The organism is Pseudomonas sp. 2,4-D, from assembly GCF_030418155.1.
GTDB lineage: Bacteria > Pseudomonadota > Gammaproteobacteria > Pseudomonadales > Pseudomonadaceae > Aquipseudomonas > Aquipseudomonas alloputida.
Window position 1 is genome coordinate 53,553 of sequence record NZ_JAUHUI010000010.1, and the last position, 19,238, is coordinate 72,790.

General features: G+C 61.1%; 18 protein-coding genes. 10 read left to right on the forward strand and 8 right to left on the reverse strand.

What is annotated here, in order from left to right; all coding sequences use genetic code 11:
- Positions 1-191: 191 nt before the first annotated feature.
- The 6 genes from QYE47_RS10000 to QYE47_RS10025 all read right to left on the reverse strand — a co-directional run bounded on the left by QYE47_RS10000 (position 192) and on the right by QYE47_RS10025 (position 6,648).
- Positions 192-1,025 carry an ABC transporter substrate-binding protein gene (locus QYE47_RS10000; protein WP_301158950.1) on the reverse strand — a complete coding sequence of 278 codons (834 nt, stop codon included), beginning with the start codon at positions 1,023-1,025 and terminating at the stop codon, positions 192-194.
- Positions 1,026-1,082: 57 nt separating this feature from the next.
- Positions 1,083-1,742 (reverse strand): amino acid ABC transporter permease, encoded by a 660-nt coding sequence (locus tag QYE47_RS10005; RefSeq protein ID WP_019752558.1) that lies wholly within the window; start codon positions 1,740-1,742, stop codon positions 1,083-1,085.
- Entirely contained in the window at positions 1,739-2,380 is a 642-nt protein-coding gene (locus QYE47_RS10010) for an amino acid ABC transporter permease (RefSeq protein WP_070384366.1), read from the reverse strand. The genes QYE47_RS10005 and QYE47_RS10010 overlap by 4 nt, the downstream gene beginning before the upstream one ends.
- On the reverse strand, positions 2,380-3,189 hold the full coding sequence (locus QYE47_RS10015) for an amino acid ABC transporter ATP-binding protein (RefSeq protein WP_004576155.1): 810 nt from the start codon (positions 3,187-3,189) through the stop codon (positions 2,380-2,382). The genes QYE47_RS10010 and QYE47_RS10015 overlap by 1 nt, the downstream gene beginning before the upstream one ends.
- A gap of 13 nt (positions 3,190-3,202) precedes the next feature.
- A complete protein-coding gene (locus QYE47_RS10020; protein WP_070384367.1) occupies positions 3,203-4,510 on the reverse strand; it encodes a Xaa-Pro peptidase family protein in 1,308 nt (435 codons plus the stop codon).
- Positions 4,511-4,611: 101 nt separating this feature from the next.
- Positions 4,612-6,648, reverse strand: coding sequence for an NADH:flavin oxidoreductase (locus QYE47_RS10025; RefSeq protein ID WP_070384368.1), 2,037 nt, complete (start codon positions 6,646-6,648; stop codon positions 4,612-4,614).
- 123 nt (positions 6,649-6,771) lie between these two features.
- Between QYE47_RS10025 and QYE47_RS10030 the strand changes: the two genes are divergently transcribed.
- Positions 6,772-7,419 (forward strand): TetR/AcrR family transcriptional regulator, encoded by a 648-nt coding sequence (locus QYE47_RS10030; RefSeq protein WP_070384369.1) that lies wholly within the window; start codon positions 6,772-6,774, stop codon positions 7,417-7,419.
- Between the two features lie 128 nt (positions 7,420-7,547).
- On the opposite strand, the gene QYE47_RS10035 is transcribed toward QYE47_RS10030, so the two are convergent.
- Positions 7,548-9,941 (reverse strand): TonB-dependent siderophore receptor, encoded by a 2,394-nt coding sequence (locus QYE47_RS10035; protein ID WP_070384370.1) that lies wholly within the window; start codon positions 9,939-9,941, stop codon positions 7,548-7,550.
- Between the two features lie 766 nt (positions 9,942-10,707).
- On the opposite strand from QYE47_RS10035, the gene QYE47_RS10040 reads away from it, so the two are divergent.
- From QYE47_RS10040 to QYE47_RS10080, 9 genes are all read left to right on the forward strand, one after another.
- The gene (locus tag QYE47_RS10040; protein WP_019438944.1) at positions 10,708-11,226 is read left to right on the forward strand and encodes a hypothetical protein; all 519 of its coding nucleotides are present in this window, start codon (positions 10,708-10,710) and stop codon (positions 11,224-11,226) included.
- Entirely contained in the window at positions 11,219-12,070 is an 852-nt protein-coding gene (locus QYE47_RS10045; RefSeq protein ID WP_014592435.1) for a hypothetical protein, read from the forward strand. Before QYE47_RS10040 ends, QYE47_RS10045 begins: the two co-directional genes overlap by 8 nt.
- 11 nt (positions 12,071-12,081) lie before the next feature.
- Positions 12,082-12,837, forward strand: a complete 756-nt coding sequence (locus QYE47_RS10050) for a hypothetical protein (protein ID WP_014592436.1) — start codon at positions 12,082-12,084, stop codon at positions 12,835-12,837.
- 1 nt (position 12,838) lies between these two features.
- A complete protein-coding gene (locus QYE47_RS10055) occupies positions 12,839-13,975 on the forward strand; it encodes a hypothetical protein (protein ID WP_014592437.1) in 1,137 nt (378 codons plus the stop codon).
- Positions 13,976-13,982: 7 nt separating this feature from the next.
- Entirely contained in the window at positions 13,983-15,158 is a 1,176-nt protein-coding gene (locus tag QYE47_RS10060) for a hypothetical protein (protein WP_014592438.1), read from the forward strand.
- Between the two features lie 28 nt (positions 15,159-15,186).
- Positions 15,187-16,308, forward strand: coding sequence for a M23 family metallopeptidase (locus QYE47_RS10065; RefSeq protein WP_223279195.1), 1,122 nt, complete (start codon positions 15,187-15,189; stop codon positions 16,306-16,308).
- Positions 16,309-16,335: 27 nt separating this feature from the next.
- Positions 16,336-17,724, forward strand: a complete 1,389-nt coding sequence (locus QYE47_RS10070; protein WP_014592440.1) for a hypothetical protein — start codon at positions 16,336-16,338, stop codon at positions 17,722-17,724.
- Positions 17,725-17,798: 74 nt separating this feature from the next.
- Positions 17,799-18,224 carry a hypothetical protein gene (locus QYE47_RS10075; protein WP_070384371.1) on the forward strand — a complete coding sequence of 142 codons (426 nt, stop codon included), beginning with the start codon at positions 17,799-17,801 and terminating at the stop codon, positions 18,222-18,224.
- 15 nt (positions 18,225-18,239) lie between these two features.
- Entirely contained in the window at positions 18,240-18,668 is a 429-nt protein-coding gene (locus tag QYE47_RS10080; protein ID WP_014592442.1) for a hypothetical protein, read from the forward strand.
- A 151-nt stretch (positions 18,669-18,819) separates the two neighbouring features.
- On the opposite strand, the gene QYE47_RS10085 is transcribed toward QYE47_RS10080, so the two are convergent.
- Positions 18,820-19,236 carry a hypothetical protein gene (locus QYE47_RS10085; protein ID WP_014592443.1) on the reverse strand — a complete coding sequence of 139 codons (417 nt, stop codon included), beginning with the start codon at positions 19,234-19,236 and terminating at the stop codon, positions 18,820-18,822.
- Between the last annotated feature and the right edge of the window lie 2 nt (positions 19,237-19,238).

Below are 19,238 nucleotides of genomic sequence, written 5' to 3' on the forward strand. Positions count from 1 at the left end.
AAAACCTGCAGGGGCGGGCTTGCCTGCGAACACCGGCACAGCCGGTGCCAACCACCGCGTTGGATTCTTCGCGGGCACGCCCGCTCCCACAGGGTATGCGGCGCGCTCACGGGCCTTGTTCTCTGCGCGACAGCGCAGCCCGGAGGGCTGGGTAATCTCCCACAGGATTTGGGTCGTTCAGTTAGTCATCTTTACTGAATCATCCTCGGCTCACCCACTTTTGCAGCCTCGCGGTCCAGGCCAAACGAGGCGAGGATTTCTGCGATTTCGCCCGAGGCGTGCAAGGCCTGGATGTTCTTGCCCAGTGCCTCGCCCAGGGCGGCGTTGGCCTTGGTGTACGGGAAGGCGCTCTGCCCGGGCTCAAGCGTGGCCTTGACCCGTTGATCGGGCTCGGACACCTTGATGCTCTTGCCGGGGTAGCCGCCCTTCTGCTGCGAAGAAACGGCCACCGCGAAGCTGTCCGCGCCAACCTGGATGCGCCTGGACGCCAGGTCCTGGGCCATGGCCACGGGGTTCGGGTAGAGCACCAGGTTATCGCCAAAGGCTTTCTTCAAATCGTCCACCCACAGGTAGCCCTGCACGGTGCCGATACGCTTGCCATCCAGTTCGGAAATCTTCGTGTAACCCTCATCCGAAATGATGCCCATCACGTCCAGGTACAACGGTGCCGACAAGCCCAACGCCTTGCTGCGCTCTGCCGTGCGATACCAATCGCCGATGCCGACATCGGCGCGCTTTGCCACCACTGCCTGGACGACGGCTGCCGTGTCCACCACCATGGTTTTGACTTTCAGGCATTCGCGCTCGGCGATGCGCTTGATGATCTCGCCGTCCACGCCGCTCAACTGGTTGTTCGGCCCCGGTATCGAGTAAGGCGGGAAGACATACGCCGCCACGGTCAGCACACCCGGGGTGATGGTTTCAAACAGGTTCGCGGGGGTGCATTCGGCCAGGGCGTACGGGGCGCCGGCCAAGGTGGAGCACAGGAACATCCAACGGGTAAAACGTTTGAATGAGCGAGTCATGACGTCACCTTTGCAATAAGAGAGCAGCAGCCGAAATCGGCGCGAGTGGATTTGTTGTTATGGCTGGCTGGGGGCCAGTCTTTTTTCCAGCGCTGCCACACCCAGGGTCGCCGGGGCGCAGACAGCGGCATACATCAAACCGGCCAGTATCAGCACCGGCATGTACTCGAACGTGGAAGAGCCAATGGAGGACGCCCGGCTGACAATTTCTGGCAGGGCGATGGTGAAACACAGCGACGAGGCCTGGAACATCATGATCGAGAACCCCAGCAGCGATGGCAGCGCCACCCGCAAGGCCTGAGGCAGGATCACAAAGCGCAGCGCGTCGAACCGGTTGAGGCCGATCACTTCGGCGGCCTCGGTTTGCCCTGCGGCCACCGACTCGATGCCACCGCGAATGATTTCACTGGTGTAGGCCGCCGTGCAGTACGCCATGGCCAGCGCAGCAGCCCAGAACGAGGTCAGGGTGAGGTTGACGCTGGGCAGGCCAAAGTAGAAATACTGCAGCAGGATCAACGCCGGTGCGCCACGCCCCAGTTCCACCACTACCAGGGAGGGGTAACGCAACCAGCGGCTCGGCGACGAAACGCCCAGTGCCAGCAACAGCCCCAGCACAACGCCCAGGCCCAGGCTCACGGCCGTGACCTGCATCGACAGCACAAAGCCCTTCCACAACTCCGGCAACCATTGCGCCCACATCGTCAGCAGTTCGCTCATCGGGCAATCCTCTGTTTCAACGTGGCCGACAGCCAACGAGAGAACAAGGCCACTGGCACGCTGAGCACCAGGTACACCACCGCCGCCGCGCTGTAGACGCTCAGGCCTTGAAAGGTTTGCTGTGAAACCTGGTAAGCCTGAAAGCTGATTTCACCAACGCCAATCGTCGAGGCCACGGCCGAGTCCTTGAGCAGGCCAATGGCGTAGGTGGCTGAGGTGGGAATGGCGATACGCACCAACTGCGGCAACACCACATCGAAAAACCGTTGCTGCGCCGACAGGTTAAGCACATAGGCGGCTTCGAACTGGCCGGCGGGAATGGCCGCGAACGCACCGCGGTACACCTCGGACATGTGCGCCGCCGTAATCAGTCCCAGGCCAACCACCGCTGCGGTAAACGGCGACAGGCTGATATAGCCGCCACCGATGCCGAAGAAGATGAAGAACAGCCAGACAATCGGGGGGATTGAGCGCAGGGTCAGCACCAGCATGGCAGCCAGAATGCTCAGCACCTTGAACCTGGACATGCGCAGGGCACAGATGGGAAAGCCCAGCACTACGCCGACACAGAATGCGAGCACGGTAACGGCAATGGTCCAGGGTATGCCGTTCAACAGCATCATCAGGATGTCTTTCATCAGCGATTCCTCACTGCCTGAAGGAACTGGATCACCCGTTCATGCTCGGGCTCGCGCATCACTCGCTGGCTCGGCCCGTGTTCGATGATGCGCCCGTCAGCCATGACCACCACCCGGTCGGACACGGTTTCGGCGAAGTGCATCTCGTGAGTCACGACAATCATCGACATGCCTTCGCCGGCCAGCTCTTTCATCACCGCCAGCACCTCCAGGCCCAGCTCGGGGTCCAGCGCCGAGGTCGGCTCATCGAACAGCATCAGCTCAGGGTCCAGTGCCAGGGCGCGGGCGATGGCGATCCGTTGCTGCTGGCCACCGGAGCAGCGCGCCGGATAATGCTGGGCCTTGTCAGCCAGCCCAACGCGTTCGAGCAGTTGCAAGGAGCGGGCGTCGGCTTCTTTGGCGCTGCGGCCCAAGGTGCGGATTTGCGCCAGGCTTACGTTGCGCAGCACCGTCAGGTGCGGAAACAGATTGAACGACTGGAACACCATGCCAATGCGCCGGCGCAACTTCAGCAGCTCTGTACGGGGCAACGCCTTGCCAGCTTCGATGTGCACGCCATCCATGCTGACCCGCCCCTTGGTCGGCGGCTCCAGTTGGTTGATGCAGCGCAGCAAGGTACTTTTGCCCGACCCACTTGGGCCGATAATGGCCACCACCTCGCCCTTATTCATTTCAAAACACACGTCGTGCAAGACGGGGTATGGGCCAAACTGTTTATGAATGCCTTCCAGGCGCAAGAACGGTTCGGCGCTGGCCACCGGGCGCGGCGCCAAGGTGGGTGCGGTTTCGATCACAGTCATGCTGCTCATGGTTTTGCTCCAGCTATCGATCGCCGTCGACCAAGGGTGTGCGCGAGAGTTTGATCGGCCCGTTGGCGCTGATCAGCACCTGCTCTTCGAGCTTCACCCCTTCCCCACCACCTTGCTCACCGATGTAACTTTCCACCGACACCACCATGTTTTCCTCGAACAGGCCGTCGTACCCCCACTCGGCAAAATCCACCGCGTAGGCGACGCTGGGGTACTCGTCCACCAGCCCGACACCGTGCAGCATCATCATGTAGCGGTTGTGCTCGAAGCGCTGGGGCACCGGCCAGCAGCGCTCGGCGAACTCGCGAAAGGTCAGGCCCGGGCGCAGCAGTTCGACGTTGTGGTTGATCTGCTGCGAGGCGATGTCCAGCAAGTCGCGTTGGGCCATGGTCGGCGCCTTGCCGGGGCAGATAAAGCTGCGCGAGATGTCTGAAAGGTAACCGCCGGGCCCGACCATGTCGGTGTCGAAACAGACCATCTCACCGGCCTTGATGACCTTGTCGGTGGCGTCCTGAAACCACGGATTGGTGCGCGGCCCGGAGCTGAGCAGGCGGCTTTCGGCCCACTCTCCGCCGTGCGCGACGTTGGTGCCGTGCATGATGCTCCACAGCTGGTTTTCAGTAACCCCCGGCACCAGGCTTGTGCGCATCCGGGCAATGGCCAGGTCGCAGACGCCCATGGACACCCGGTGGCTGGCCACTTCTTCAGCCGATTTGATCAAGCGTGCCTGCTCCATCAATGGCTGCGCATCGAACAGCTCAATGCCCTGGTGTGTCAGGCGCTGCGCGCCCCAAGGGTCGCAGCGGTCGACCGCCAAGCGGCGATTGCCGCCACCGTGGCGGGCCATCAGGTCCGCCACCTCCTGTGCCCAGCGCTCGGCTTTTTCCTGCACGCGGGGGCCGGCGAGGAAATACAGCCAGGGAATCGCCGGGCGAATTTCATCGATGGTTTCAACGTGCTCGCTGTTGTGCCGGCTGCTGGTGAACTCGAACAGCACCACCGGGCCGTCGGTGGCCACGAACACATAGCGGCTGGGCGAGTGCATCACCCACAAACCAAGGTTGTTGGTGTCGGTGGCATAGCGAATATTGATCGGATCGGCCAACAGAATGCCGGCGTAATCCTGGGCGCGCAGTTGCTCGCGAATGCGCTCCAGGCGGTAATGGCGCAAGGCTTTGCGGTCGATGGCGGCATACGCATCGAGTAACGCCGTGTCGACCGGCGCGATGGCATGTTCAGTGACCTTGGCATCGCTGCGAAAGCGCAGGTCGCGTTCGGTTAACGCCGTGAGCAGCTCAATGGAATCAGAACCCGTTTGCATGCAACAACCTCCGCTGAGTCAGACCAACTTTCGGGGCAGTAACTAAAAGGTTTCTAAATCTGGTGACGGCTGTCTTTATTGTTGTGGGCGACGCAGGGCGGCTAGAGGTCCTTGACCAGCCGTAGGGCATCGTAGATGGCCGCATGGGTATTGCGCGACGCCACTGCATCACCAATGCGGAACAGCTGGAAGCGCCCTTCGGGGTTGCTGACAACGGTTTGCGGCTTGCCGACAATCAGGTCCATGTACTCCAAGGCGCCTTCGTTGCTGGCCAGGGGTTTGAGGTCGAAATACAGTTCGTCCAGCGGCCGGGTGCCGTGGTTGACCACCACCTGATCCACCAGGCGCGTTTTGGTCAGGTCGCTGTAATCGGTGCCGATCGTGGCCAGCAATTGGTCGCCTTGTTTCTCCACAGCCTTGAGCCGGTAAGTGACGGTGAAGGTGGTGTCCAGTTGCTGTAACGCGCGCATGTAGGGCACCAGGTTCATGCCCATGACTTCTGGCGCGAACGAGCGGTCGGGGGTCATGATTTCGGTCTTGGCGCCACTGCGGGCTATGAATTCGGCGGCTTGCAGGCCGGCGTGGTCGCCCGCATCGTCGTACACCAGCACGTTGCGCCCAGGCTTCACATCGCCGGAAATGATGTCCCAGCTTGAAACCAGGAACTGATTGCCGTGCTCCAGCACTTCGGTGTGCGGCATGCCCCCGGTCGCCACGATCACCACGTCGGCGTTTTCATCGAGCACAATCGCGGTGTCTGCCCAGGTATTGAAGTGGAACCTCACGCCAAGGCGCTCACATTGGGCCATGCGCCAGTCGATGATGCTGATCATTTCCTTGCGCCGCTCGGACTGCGCAGTCAGACGAATCTGCCCGCCGGGTTTGTCCGCCAGCTCGTACACCACCACCTCGTGGCCGCGCTCGCCTGCCACACGTGCCGCCTCCAGGCCACCAGGGCCGGCGCCGACAATCACCACTTTGCGCTTCTGCACAGCCTTGGGTATTTCATGAGGCATGGTGGTTTCACGCCCGGTCGCGGCGTTGTGGATGCAGTAGGCGGCGCCTGCGTTGTAAATGCGGTCCAGGCAATAGTTGGCGCCTACGCAAGGGCGGATATCGTCTTCACGGCCTTCGATGATCTTGCGCACGATGTGCGGGTCGGTCATGTGCGCGCGGGTCATGCCGACCATGTCCACCAACCCCGAGGCAATGGCATGACGCGCCGTGGCCACGTCGGGAATTTTTGCTGCATGGAAGGTCGGGAAGCCGGTCAGTGTCTTGATCTCGCCGGCAAAGTCCAGGTGCGGGGCATTGCGCATGCCCTGGATCGGGATGATGTCGGTCAGCCCGGCGTCGGTGGCGATGTTGCCGCGAATCACATTGAGGAAGTCGATCATGCCACTGTCTTTCAACAGTTGAGAGATCTGCAAGCCCTCCTCTTTTTGCAGGCCACCGGCGAGCACTTCGTCCCCGGTGTAGCGAATGCCGACAATAAATTCCGGGCCCACGCGTTTGCGAATGGCCGTGAGTACATCGAAGGTGAAGCGCAGGCGGTTTTGCAGCGAGCCGCCGTACGGCCCTTCCAGTTCGTTGGTCAGTGGCGACCAGAACTGGTCCATCAAGTGGCCGTAGGCTTGCAGCTCGATGCCGTCCAGGCCGGCGGCCTTCATGCGTTCGGCGGCATCGGCATAGTCGCGAATGATGCGGTCGATGTCCCACTGTTCAAGCTGCTTGGGGAAGGCGCGGTGTGCGGGTTCCTGATTGTGGGAGGGCGACACCACCGGTAGCCAGTCGCCTTTGTCCCAGCGGGTACGCCGGCCCAGGTGAGTGAGCTGGATCATCACCGCCGCACCATGTTCGTGGCACTCGTCGGTCAGGTCTTTCATCCAGCCGACCACTTCGTCCTTGTAGGCCAGAATGTTGTTGAACACAGGCGGGCTGTCACGGGAGATCGCGGCGGAGCCTGCGGTCATGGTCATGGCTACGCCGGCTTTGGCACGTTCAACGTGGTAGGCACGGTAGAGCTTTTTCGGCATCCCGTCTTCCGGGTAGGCCGGTTCGTGGGAAGTGGTGATGATGCGGTTGCGCAGGGTCAAATGCTTGAGGCGATAAGGCTGAAGTAGCGGATCGTTTTTCATATCGGTCTCGCAAACAGGTCATCAGGCACGCCGACAATATGCCCCTGTGTACACAGGTGTCAATACTCTTGACGATGGTGTACAGTTGCCACAAAGCGCACATTGAAAAGGGAAGAAATGCCCATGAAAGGAACCACTTCAAAGGCGGAAGCAGCAGGCCGAGGCTCACTGGAAGGCTGGCTTAATGCGGCCTATGAAAGCCTGACCGAGTCAGGTGTGGATTCCGTGCGAGTGATGCCGCTGGCCAAGAAACTGAATTTGTCCCGCACCAGCTTCTACTGGTTTTTCGAAGACCGCGATGCCTTGCTCGTGGCCTTGATCGAGCAATGGAAAAACAAGAACACCTTCAACCTGGTGACCAAATCCCAGGCCTATGCCGAGTCCATCACCGAGGCGATTCTCAACGTCTTCGACTGCTGGCTGAACAGCGAATTGTTCGACTCGCAATTCGAGTTCGCCATGCGCAGTTGGGCGCTGCAGTCGCCGGAAGTGGCCCAGGAAATCGGCCAGGCAGACGCGCAACGCGTCGAGGCATTGCGGCAGATGTTCGACCGTTTCGGCTTTGAACACGATGCTGCGATTACCCGCGCCCGCTCCATCTACCTGACGCAAATCGGCTACATCAGCATGAAAACCCGGGAGCCCCTGGCCCAGCGCATGCGCTACATTCCCGAGTACCTGAAGATATTCACCGGCAGGGAGCCGGAAGCCCGTGAGCTGGAGCGCTTTTATCAGCGCAACGGTTTTAGCGGGGCCGATTTGAAGGTCTAAAAACACCGACTCACAAGTGAGCCTCTTTGAAGATACGGGGGTTCATTGCAAGCTTCAGGATCTTGCGCACCTGTGGGCACGGGTTCACCCGCGAACAGGGGCGCAACCCGTGCCATCCCCTGGCCGCCTTACCAGCTATAACTCACCTTCGCCGTAACCTCACGCCCCGGGTTGTAGTAATTCGCCGTCCCCGACCCCACCACATGCTGCTCGTCAAACAGGTTGCTCACATTCAGCGCCAGGTCGGTCCCTTTGGCGATCTTGTAGTTCAGCGCCGCATCGAACAACGTGGTCCCATCGCTCTTCTTGGTATTGGCAGCATCCATGTAGTACGCCCCCACATACCGCGCGCCCAGGCCGACACTCACATCAGTGCCAGGTATGTCGTAGTAGCTCCACAGCGATGCGGTGTGTTTGGGCGCCGTGGTGAACTCATTGCCCTTCAAGGAAGAGCCGTCATACAGCGACCCGCGCAGCACCTCGGACTCCATGTAGGAGTAAGCACCAATCACGCTGATGTCTTGCGTGACTTGTGCCTTGGCTTCCAGGTCAAGGCCACGCACGCGTGACTCGCCCACCGTCTGCTGCTCGATGATGCCGCTTGGCAACACCACGGCAATGGTGACGTTCTCTTGGGTCAGGTCGTAAACAGCGGCGGAGAAGAGTGCGTCCATGCCCATGGGCGAATACTTGATGCCCACTTCGTATTGCTTGCCGGTCTGCGGGGTAACGCCTACTTGCGGGGGCGAGACGGACTCCACCATGCTCACGTAGGTCGACACTTCATCGTTGACGATATAGGTCAGTGCCGCGCGGTAGGAGGTTTCGGAGAAGTTGTCCTTTTCCGTCTGCTCGCCACCGATGTATTCCTTGCTCGACAGGTCCATCGAGTCATTGCGCACGCCTGCGGTCGCGATGACGCGGTCAAAGAACGACAGGTTCTGCTGCAGGAAAACCGCCTTGGTGGTGGCGTCATTCTTTTTGCGGGTATAGGGCGTGATGCCGCCAGGCACGCCGGTGAATACCGGGTTGGCGATGTCGATGGAGGGCGCCAGGCCGTAGACCGAGCTCTGCTTGGTCGTCGAGTCGAGGTACTCGACGCCCACCAGCGTGCTGCTGTCGATGTGCTCGAACTGGGCATCGTACTGCAGCATCAGGTTGCCATTGAGCTGATCGGCATCGCTGTCGGTGCCGAAGACGTAGCGTGGAATGGTGGTGCCAACACGCGAGGCGCTGTCGCTCAGGTAGGCGTAGCCAAAGTCATCGGTCAGCTCGCTGTAGCGCAGGTTGCTGCGCAGGGTGAAGCCGTTGTCGAAGTCGTGGGTGATGTTGCCGCTCAGGCTGGTGCGCTCGACATCGTGGAAGTTGTAGCCGGGCTCGCCGTAGAAGTCGCTGCGGTCGTACTCCTTGTCCAACGGGTAGCCACCGCTGTTCGGCGAGCTGTTGGTCTTCAGGTAATCCAGCACCACCGTGGCCGAGGTGAAATCGGTCGGCGCCCAGGTCAGGCCGCCCATCACGAAGCGGTTATCGTCCTGAGAGTGGTCGTACTCGCGGTCGCTGTTCTGCATCTTGGCCGTGAAGCGGCCGGCCAGGGTTTGTTCGTCGTTCAGCGCATCGCCTACATCAATCCCGGTTTCGGCATGGTCATAGGAGCCGTAGGTCACGTAGCCTTGGCCAAACTTCTCGAAGCGTGGTTGCTTGGTCACGAAGTTGACCGAGCCACCCGGGTCTGCCGGGCCGAACAGGGTGGAGTTGGCACCCCGCAGAATTTCGATACGCTCGTAGGCGTAAGGGTCTTCGCGCACACCGCGCATCGAGCTGAGGGTCAGGCCGTCTCGGTAGGTGGTGGCCTGGAAGCCGCGGATCAGGAAGTAGTCGTTGCGGTCGTCCGAACCGTAGTAGTCGCTGACCACGCCGGGGGTGTACTGCAGCGCCTCTTCGGTGGTGCTGACGCTGCGCTGCTGCATTTCCTTGTTGGTCACCACAGACACGGACGCGGGCGTGTTGAGGATGCTGGTCGCCACCTTGCCCCCTACCCACAGCTCCTTGGCAACCACCGAGTTGGCGTCATCGTCGGCGCTGGCCTTGACCTTGGCATTGATGATGACAGGTGCCAGGCGGTAGTCCTCGGTCGCGCCCAGCTCCAGCGGGCCGGCAGGCTTTGCCTGGGGGATGACCAGGTAGGCGTTCGGGCCCTGCTGCTCTACCTGCAAGTCGGTACCCTGCAACAGCGTCGACAGTGCTGCCGATGGCGCCAGGCTGCCCTGCACGCCTTGGGTCGTGCGATTTGCCACGCTCTGCGCATCGAAGGATAGGCTGATACCTGCCTGACGGGCAAAGCGGTCCAGCGCCGGCGCCAATGGGCCGCCAGGGATATTCCACTGCTGCATCTGGGTTTTCTGATCAGCGCCCGAGGTTTGCGCCAGCGACGGCAATGCATAGCTGCTCACTACCAAACCCAGAATTGCTGCGTGCAAGGCACGATTCAATGGATGGCGCTGTGGTACCGGTGTCGAACTCATTCTCTAGCTCCGTGGAGGGTCGGCAACTGGCCTGTATTCCGGCCTTATCCACAGGCCGAACGAGAATGAGAAATCACCTCATTTATTTTCGATGCTGAGCAATTCCATCGTGCTATCACGTCAATTTCGGTAAAGTCCACAGCGACCAAGGGGTATCTTGGCGAGCTGCTGGTGCGCTACTTCGTCTGGCTGAAGCTGGACGAGCAGGTCTATCGCAGCCTGCACAACACCACTCTGGATACCCCCGGACGGCACCACTCAGATTGATCATGCGTTCATCTCGCTCGTTCAAGACCGCAATGCCGGCCAACGCCACCCAAGGCAGCAAATTCATTCGCAGTCGGGCAACAAGGCAGGTCAGCAATTCTGGGGCTGCTCGGCATTTCCCAAATGCCGAATCATGCAGAGTCTCTGAGGCTGGCGATCACGCCGTAGGGTCAGCCCCACCCTCCTCCTGACCGAGGCCTCCCTTCTCCCTCCTCACGTAAACCCTGCGCACCAGCCGCTGGTTACGCGCCGCGAGCCGCTCCCGAATGAGCAAGGTCTGCGGCCTATCAGCGGCCACCATCCCACTGCGCAAGCCACGCCAATCAAGGCATCCAATTGAATTGTCAGGCGCGAACCGCCCGCTGCGCAGTGGCTATTTGCCAACATTGCGCTCTTGTAATTCACATGTCAAAAAGTTGATACGCCAGCATTTTTGATACAGAATTAAAAAAAGGATGCATTTTAGCGTATTTCAGTATGCTTTAACCGAGTGCAGGGAATGGACGAATACACAACCGCCGGTGCGCACATACCGCCCATCGACTCGCTGGACCTCACGGCACACGGCGTCCTTGGTCATTTCGCGAAATCGTCGCGCAATGCCCAACTGGTGAAGTTTCTGGTGAGCATGGACCGCCTGGACCGCTGGACGGTGGACTTCGAAGAGGATGCCTCGACGCATCAGTTCGAGATCCAGTTGCTGATGCAGGAGCTGCAGTCGTTCGTCGAGGCCTATGCACGCGTCCTGCATCAGGTTCCACAGGCATTTGCCGAGTTGCTGGCCCACCTCACCTCTTCGCGCTGCATGTACCTAACTCGTTATGTCGCGCAACACAACGACGCGTTTAGCGGTGCGCTGGCGCCGCTGCTGGCTGGCGACCTGTCGCAACTCGCTGACCTCACGGTATTTCGCCGCCGGCTGGATGCCTTCAGCAAAGCTCACCTGCTCAGCGAGATTTTCTCTGCCGAGCGGCTGCGCGAGATTTCACAGATCATGGAGAGTTACGCAGATGTATGACGGACGACTGAACCCTGTCGCTGTGGCGGTGGGCAAATCTGTGGGCAAGCGCGCGGTGATGGGTGGTGTGCTGGGTGCCTGGCTATTGCTGGCCGGGCCGGCATTCGCCGCCACCAGCAGCCTGGGCTCCTCGTCGAGTACGCTGCTCTCGGAGCAAAGCTCCGTGGTGGCCGAGGCCATCAAGGCCGATGCGCAGGACTGCGCCGACGGCACCAAGCAGGGGACGATCGGTGCCTCCATCAACGACGCGTTGAGAATCCATACTGAACTGGCTGCCGCAACGCCCAATGTCGAGTCGCTATTCAGCGCCACCGCGGATTGCTTTGGGGGCCTGGGCAGCCTGTTCGATCTCTCCGGCTCGATCCCGAGCCTGGGCTCCATTTTCGCGGCAGCCCAGCAAGCGGTATTGAAATACGCGCAGAAGAAGGTCTGTACGGCGATACAGCAGGTTTCTTCGATGGTCACCACCCCCATCAACCAGGCGATCGGCAAGGTCAGCAGCGGCACTTCACTGGCGGACCTGAACGGGCTGACCAATGGCTTGGTCAGCAAGGGCATGAGTACACTCGACCCGGAACTGGGTAGCAGTTACCACAGCACACCCGCCGGCTACGAGGCCACCTACACCGTCGACGTCAACCCGTTCAACTACATACAGACTGACTTCGGCGGCGGCGCCAGCACTGGTAACGGTACTGGCACCACCACCAGCAGTGCAGCCACCACCAGCACCGTGGCGCCCGCAGCGAGCACCTCATCTTCGAGAACTTCGAGCAATACCAGCCGTTCGTCGTCCGGGTCAGCCAGCGGGTCGTCCGGCTCGGCTGCAGGCCTGTTCAACTAAGGGGGCTGGAGATGAAGAAAGTCGCGGCAGTTCTGGCCGTTGGCCTAGGCCTGGGCGCTACGGCGCTTCCGGCCCAAGCACTGACCTGGGCTTCGGTGCTGACATTCATCAGCACCATGCAGAGCGAGATGAGTGCCTGGTCGGTGACCGTCAAGCAGACCGCGTTGTCCGCCAACGTGATCTCGCAAATGGACAACGATTCGAAAAAGCAGCTTGCCAACGCGGTTGGCGCCATCGAGATGTCCGACCGGGCGATGGCGGCCGTGACCTCGTTCGACTCCGCGGTGGGGCAACCGGTCACCAGCAAGTGCATTGCCCAGCAGCAGGGCAAGCTGATGGTCGAAGCGGTGTCACAGCGTGACAAGGACGCGGCGCGCCTGATGGCAACCTATTCCTCGCAACGGGTGGGCTCCAGGGCAGTGGCCGACCGTGAGACCCTGGCCATGCACCGCGACAACTACTGCAGCGTGTCCGAAGCCAGGCAGGGCATGTGCACGCTCAACGCCAACGGCATGCAGGGCTGGGATGTGGACTACGCCGGGCCGTTCAGCGAAATGACCCTCGCCCCGGAAGGCGAGACCGCAGCGTATGCGTATACCGCCATGATCACGGATCAACGTGCGGAAGCATACATCGACTGCACCACGGTCGCCTGCAATGCTGCCCAGTCGCAGCAACTCGCCGCCTCGGCCATGACCGCGATGGCTGCCAACTCTCTCGTAGGGCAGGTGACGGACCGTCGCGTGCCAATGCTCACAGGGCAGTGATATGAATTTTCGGCTCAAGCTAGCCAGCATTGTCGTGGGCTCGACAATGCTCTCGGGTGTTTCCTACGGGGCGCTTTACGGTTTCGGCCCTGCCGAGATGTGGACCGCTGCGCAGATCAGCGCGCTGTCAGCATCCGTGGGCACCAACATCACCACGTTCGGCACGACCTTCGGTAACCAGATGACCATAAAGTTCGAGCAGATCATCTCGGCCGTGGCCGTAGCCACCAAGCAGGAAGCACTGTCAGCGAGTGTGGTCGCGGACAACAGCAGGCAAACCGCCGAGCAACTGATCAATGCCAGCCGCGCGCAGCAACAGAACGCGGCCGCGACCAAGGCCTACCTCGACTTCAACGCAGCGACCGGCCAAGGTTTCGACCCTTGCGGCACCGTGATCAAGAACAAGTCGATGGACATCGCATTCACCAGCATGGCAGCCAAGGCCAAGGCAGCTGTCGGTGAGCTGGATGCCTCTCCAGGTCGCCTGGTGGCTTCCACAGGCAAGGCGATGCAGCAACGCCTGCAAGAGCACCGCGACAAGTTCTGTACCGCCGCAGAGGCAGACGCCGGGCTGTGCACGCTCAGTACGCTACCCGGTGGTGACACCAACGCCTCCCTGCTGTTCGAAGCCGCGGATGCTGACTCGCTGGCCACCGAAGCGCGTACCGCCTACATCCAGCACGTGATCGGCCCCCCGGACGAAGCCTTGGTCAAGGCCGCTGGCGCTACGCCCGCCGGCGAAACCTACATGGTGCAGAAAAACCGCAAGGACTCGATGTTGTCTGTACCGGCCTACAGCCTGTCGATGATCAACGCCGCCAACACCCGCAGCACGGAGTTCGGCGGCAAGTCCCCCAATGAAGTGCTCAAGCTGCGCGTGAACCAGTACTTCGGTGGCAAGGAAGCGCAGCAATGGTCGGGCAACCTGGCCCGCCAGACCCAGCGCGGGTTGCTGGTGGAGGCTGCCAAGATGGGTGGCCTCGAAGTCTGGATTCATCAGCAGCAGTACGAGCAGAACCAACGGCTGCTCGCTAACCTGGCAACGCTGGTAATCGCCTCCTCTGACGGCCTGGACGCCCCTTTGGAAGCGCGCTACCAGAAAGTGTTGTCTGAAACAGCAGCGCAGTCGGTACAGTGAGGTGCCCATGAAAAAGGATTTCGACGCAGCGCGTGAAGCGCGCAAATGGAAGGTCTCGCTGGGTGCTTCGCTTGTGCTGACCTCTACGCTGGCTTGGGCCTATTGCCCACCCCAGTATCAGGAAAATACCGTAGCGCCGGCATTCACTGCGGCCACCCAGACACTCAACGGCCTGGTGTCCGGGGTAGATGCTTCGCTGTCGGCCCTGCTTGAAACCGAGAGCCAGCGCCTGACCTCGGCCATCGCGATCCTGACCAAGCAGAAAGCCCTGGCGGCAAACCAGATCGCGGAAGCTGGGCACAATGCTGCCCAGCAAACGGCGACGGGGCTGAAGGTGCTGGCCCAGACCCAGCGGGTCAAGCAGTCACGCTTCGACTACGGTGGCGAATTCGGCCAAGGCTTTTCGCCTTGCTCGGTCTATGCGACACGAACGCTGATCAGTGCCCGCGATGCCGACATGGGCACCGAAGTGCGCCAGCGGGTCAAGTCCGAGATCGTGGCTGCACCAGGCACCTACGCCGAGCCCATCAGCGCCCAGGCTGCACTGGTCAAGGCGCGCAAGCAGTTCTGCACCCAGGACCAGGCAGATTCAGGCTTGTGCGAATCGGTCGGCTCGCTGCCGGGCGCCGACCTGACCGTGGCCACCCTGTTCGAACCCGTCATGGAAAACGAGCCGCTGTACCAGGCGAAAGTCGGGTTCGTCAATAACGTAGCCGGCCTGCCGGACGGCCCGGTGCCAGCATCGGCAGGCAAATCCGCAGCCACCGAAGATTACGCGCTTTCCAAGGCCCGCAAGGATGCGCTGGTATCGCCGGCACTGGCCAGCCTGAAAGCAATCCAGCTCGACTATTCCGGCGTGGAAGGCACGGAAACAGGCACCGACCTGCCACTGGCCGTGCACTTTCGCAACGAGGTCAAACGCTATTCGGGCAATACGCCTCAATATGACAGCTGGGCCCGGGTCATGGCCGCACAGAACGAGCGAGGGGCGCTGATCGAGATCTTGAAGATCAAGGCGCTGGACCTGGCCATACTGGAAAAACAATATCGCCAGTACGAAAGCATGGAGGCCCAACTCGCTTCGCTGGTGTCCATGTCGGTAACTGCCGCGGGTGCGCAAACCCAGACCACCCGGGCAGCGGAAAATGCCGCCAGGCAGAACGTACAGCAGAGCGTGCAGTGACGGAGCGCAAGGGATGAACAGAACGATCTTGCGCGGCCTCGCCGGCCTGAGCCTGCTGGCGTGTGCCCACGGCGCCATTGCGGACACCTGCATGGTGTCCCCCACCGACAAGGAAATTGTTTCCGGTCGTTTCGGCAAGTTCCGGGGTGGCGGCGCGGCCAACCATGGTTCGGCCAACCAGAAGGCGCACATGCACGATGGCCTGGACTTTTCCACCAGCGGTACATCGCAACCGGTATACGCCACCACCGAGGGCAAGATCACTTTCGCCGGCTCTCGCGGATCTGCGGGTAATACGATACTGATCCAGCGGGCCAATGGCGATATCGTCGCCTACTACCACCTCAGCGGTTTTGCCAACGGCATCAAGAAGGGCGTCACGGTCAAGCCGGGGCAGCAGCTTGGCCTGTCAGGCAACACCCCCAGCACGTCCATGACGAAACACTTGCATTTTACCTACGGCACCACGAAAAAAGACGAGGCCAGGGCCAAGGCGTTCAGGGAAAATGCTCATCGAGGGCCCTTCAACCCGGCGCAGTTGCCCTCCCCTTTGGTCAAACCGCAGGTTGACATTGGCTGGAAGACTGACCCGGCCCCCTATTTCTGCCAAACTTACGCCATCCAGGATGGTCATCCCGAGCATTATCCAATCCTCGGCAAAGACACCAAGGCGCAGCACCAGATCCTTTTCGGTAATGTACCTTCGGGCGGGGTTGCGCCAGACTCCACGGCTGAGCCTGTCCAGGTGGCAGCAGCCAACGCCGATGCAGCGCTGGCCGAAGCGGATGGCAAGACGCCTGCGATGTACTTGTCCGACGCTGATGGCTATGGTGCCTTGCCCACCGCTCCGATCGGTGGCTACGACACCATGTCGGTTTCAGAAATGCTGGCGACTGAAGCCAGCCGGCGCTTCAGCGATGCCGAGTGGAACAACAGTATCACCCATGTTTCCAGCCGAGCCCTGTGGGTCGACTACAACCGGGCGGTCGGTGTCGGTAATTATTTGTCGGAAGCGATTTATCGCAAGAAGGAAAAAGTTGAAGCATTGCTTGCCGTTTACGCGTCGCAGAAATTGGCAGGTCAACGGATGCAGACCGACAGGGCCCAGCAGCGAGCCCAGAGAGGAGCTGTTTCCAGATCCATTGAATAACGCGGCGCCCACGAAAGGTAAACACAGATGGAACCCAAAGAACTCGATAAGCCTGATCAAGCCTTCGCTGATTCTGCTGCCGGGCAAACAGCCCAGCCAGGGCGGAGTTATGCAGGCATCCTGGTCCATCATGGCGCAGCACCCTATCAAAACGACCCTGCCAAGCAGGGTAGCTACTACGTAACCCTGCAAACACCTGCCGGTCCACAGACCCTTTGGGGGGCAGGCCTTGAACAGGCCATGCGCGAAACAGCACCCGCCGTCGGCAAACCCGTGCAACTGGATTACCAAGGTGGCGCCGAAGCCGGCAGCGAACAGTCGACACAAGGTCGCTGGAGCGTGCATTCGATCGATACGGCTGCCCTGCAGGCCCACAATAGCGGCCAGCAAACAAACGCCAGGCCGTCGCCAGGCGCCGCGCCAGATATCGACCCAAGCGTATTTGACGCCATCATGAAGGTTGCCGGGGAGGTGAAACCCAAAGGATCGTCCCTCGACCCTGATGAAGTACGCCGCATCAACGCAGCCCTTCTCGACAACGCGAGCAACGCTGCAGAGCCACCGAAACCCGCAGAACCGGCAGAACAGGAGCCACAGCACCCGCGGGACGCCAACGGTGCCGAATCACTGCTCAGGGGCGGCGCCCAACTGGTGGGGGGCGTAGCCTCGCTCACCGGCGCCGCCATGCAAGGTATCGGCAAGGGCGCGAGTGCCCTGGCCTCTGCCCTGCGTGGGGATGGGCAAGTTCAGGATGCACAGGTGCCCTCAGCGCAATCGGCCACTGCGGAAAAACACAGCGCGGCGGTTGAGCCCGGCTCGGCCGAAGAAATGACCGGACGCGTGCAGGTGTTGCCGCGCCTTTCCGAGTACCGGGTAGATCAGGTTGAAAAGGCCGCGACCAACTACGAAAAAGCCCACTCGGCCTTCTGGAACGCTGGGAGCCTGCCTCAGGTGCGCGAGCAGATCGAAACCCGCGCCGAGCAAACCGGCCTGAGCGTTCCCGAAGTGATCGAGAAGATGAAACCCGACGGCGAATACACCGACCTGCACGAAAGCTTCGTCCAGGCCGTAGGTGAGTCCCCCGACGCCCAGAACAGCAAAAAAGCCATGGACAAGGCCCTCACCGGCTGGGCCCGGCAGTACGGGCGCGCCCAGGAAGAATTGCTGAACCCGGAAACCCAGGACAACCCGCACTACGACAAGCTGAAGAACCGGCTGGAAAGCTCCAGCGAGAGCATGCACCGCAATGCGGGCAGCATGCCGGCTTTCGCGGGCGAAACGCAGTCGCATCTGGAGCGCCTGAGGGAAGTGATGCAGCGTATTGGCGAACGCCTGAAGGAAATGGTGCAAGGCATCGTCAGCCTGGTTCGCGGCAAGCCTTCGGGCCCTTCACAGGGCGATGACTTCACCCCTTGAGACAGCCCCCAGCTCAGCCGATTCCCAGAGGGAGCCATGAAGGCGCACGTAATCATCCACGCAAGGAGAATGGAATGACCGAGTACAGCAACTGGAAAGAAATCACCGCCACGCCGGAAGCCCACCTGGAGTTCCTGCGGGTGATCGACGGCAAGCTGGAAGAAGGCCTGGGTGGCCGGAACCTGTATGAAAAACTGTCCAAGGAAATCACGGTGGAAGGCAAGGCCTTCAGCCAAGCCTTCCACCTGAACAAACTGGAAGCCAACTCGAACGGTTGGGACACCGACGAGACGCCCGACCCGGTGAAGCTCGAGATCGTCGAGTTGACTTCAAGGATCAAGGAGGCTGACCCAGGCTACGACCTGGCCCACTTCATGGTCGGCTATGAGTACATGATCAGCGAGATGAAAGAGCGCGGCGTGGAAGTGAATGCCGGGCTGGACCACAGCGACCCTGTACCAAAGAACCGCAGCGGCTCGGACTACGAGCCGGGCATGTGACGCCGGGAGGCACCTGTGAAAGCGACCATTTCACTCATGCTGGCCTTCGGTATGTCGGCTCTGGCGAGTACTGCCCAGGCCCAGGAAGCCCCCGTGGCCGAGGAGCAATGGCAGGAGCTACCGCGCAATACCACCATCTACGTGCCGGTGCCCAAGCAGGTCACGCCGGTTGCAGCTTATCGTTCGTGCTCGAACCGCTACGAAGGTGAGCGCTGCGATTTCTCCACCCCTCGCCAAGGAGTGGTCGAAGGCACATGCCAGGCACCGGAAATGCGGCAGCCGCCCGCCTATGGCTACGAGATGCAGCAATACCCCGCCCAGGTGCGCACGGCCTTGGTTTGCATGCCCGTCGAGGGCCCGGCTGCTGGCGGCCCGGACAACCCGGGCCACGAGTCGCTCCAACCGCCTTCGACAGCCCCACAAGCGCAACAGCCAGCCCCCTAGCCCAAGGGTGCTGAGCTCTGCAACTTCGGACTCGCTCGCCGTCGGTTTAGCCTTGGCGCGCTTGGCCGCGCCGGCGACCTGAGGCAATTGCTGGTACGTCAGGTCTAAGCTGCTGCCGCCCCTGGTGGCTGGATGTTTACCAGGCCAACACTCACACCTTCGGGTCGGGCGCGTCATCCTGCGGCGTTGCTGACGACTGCGCCATCTTCGCCATCTGTCCGTGCATCAGCTGAATCAGTTCGCGCAGGCGCTCTGCTTCGGCCCTGAGCTGAACGGTTTCTTCAAAATACTGGCGCACATACCCACGCAAGGGCTCCAGCTTCTCGTTGGCTTGCGCCACACCGGCATCCCAGCCTTCAGCATAGCCATGGGAGCGCCCTTTCCTGAAGCCCTCCTTGCGGCCCTGCCCCAAGCCTTCCTGGTAGCCCGCCTGATAACCCTCCTGCAGCCCTTCCTGCCGCCCTTGGTCGCGGCCTACATGGAGGTTGGCAATGGCCTGCTGGACAGAGCCGTTGTAACCGCCATCCAGACTCATGTTGCCCTTGCGTGCAGCCCAGTTATCGTCCATTT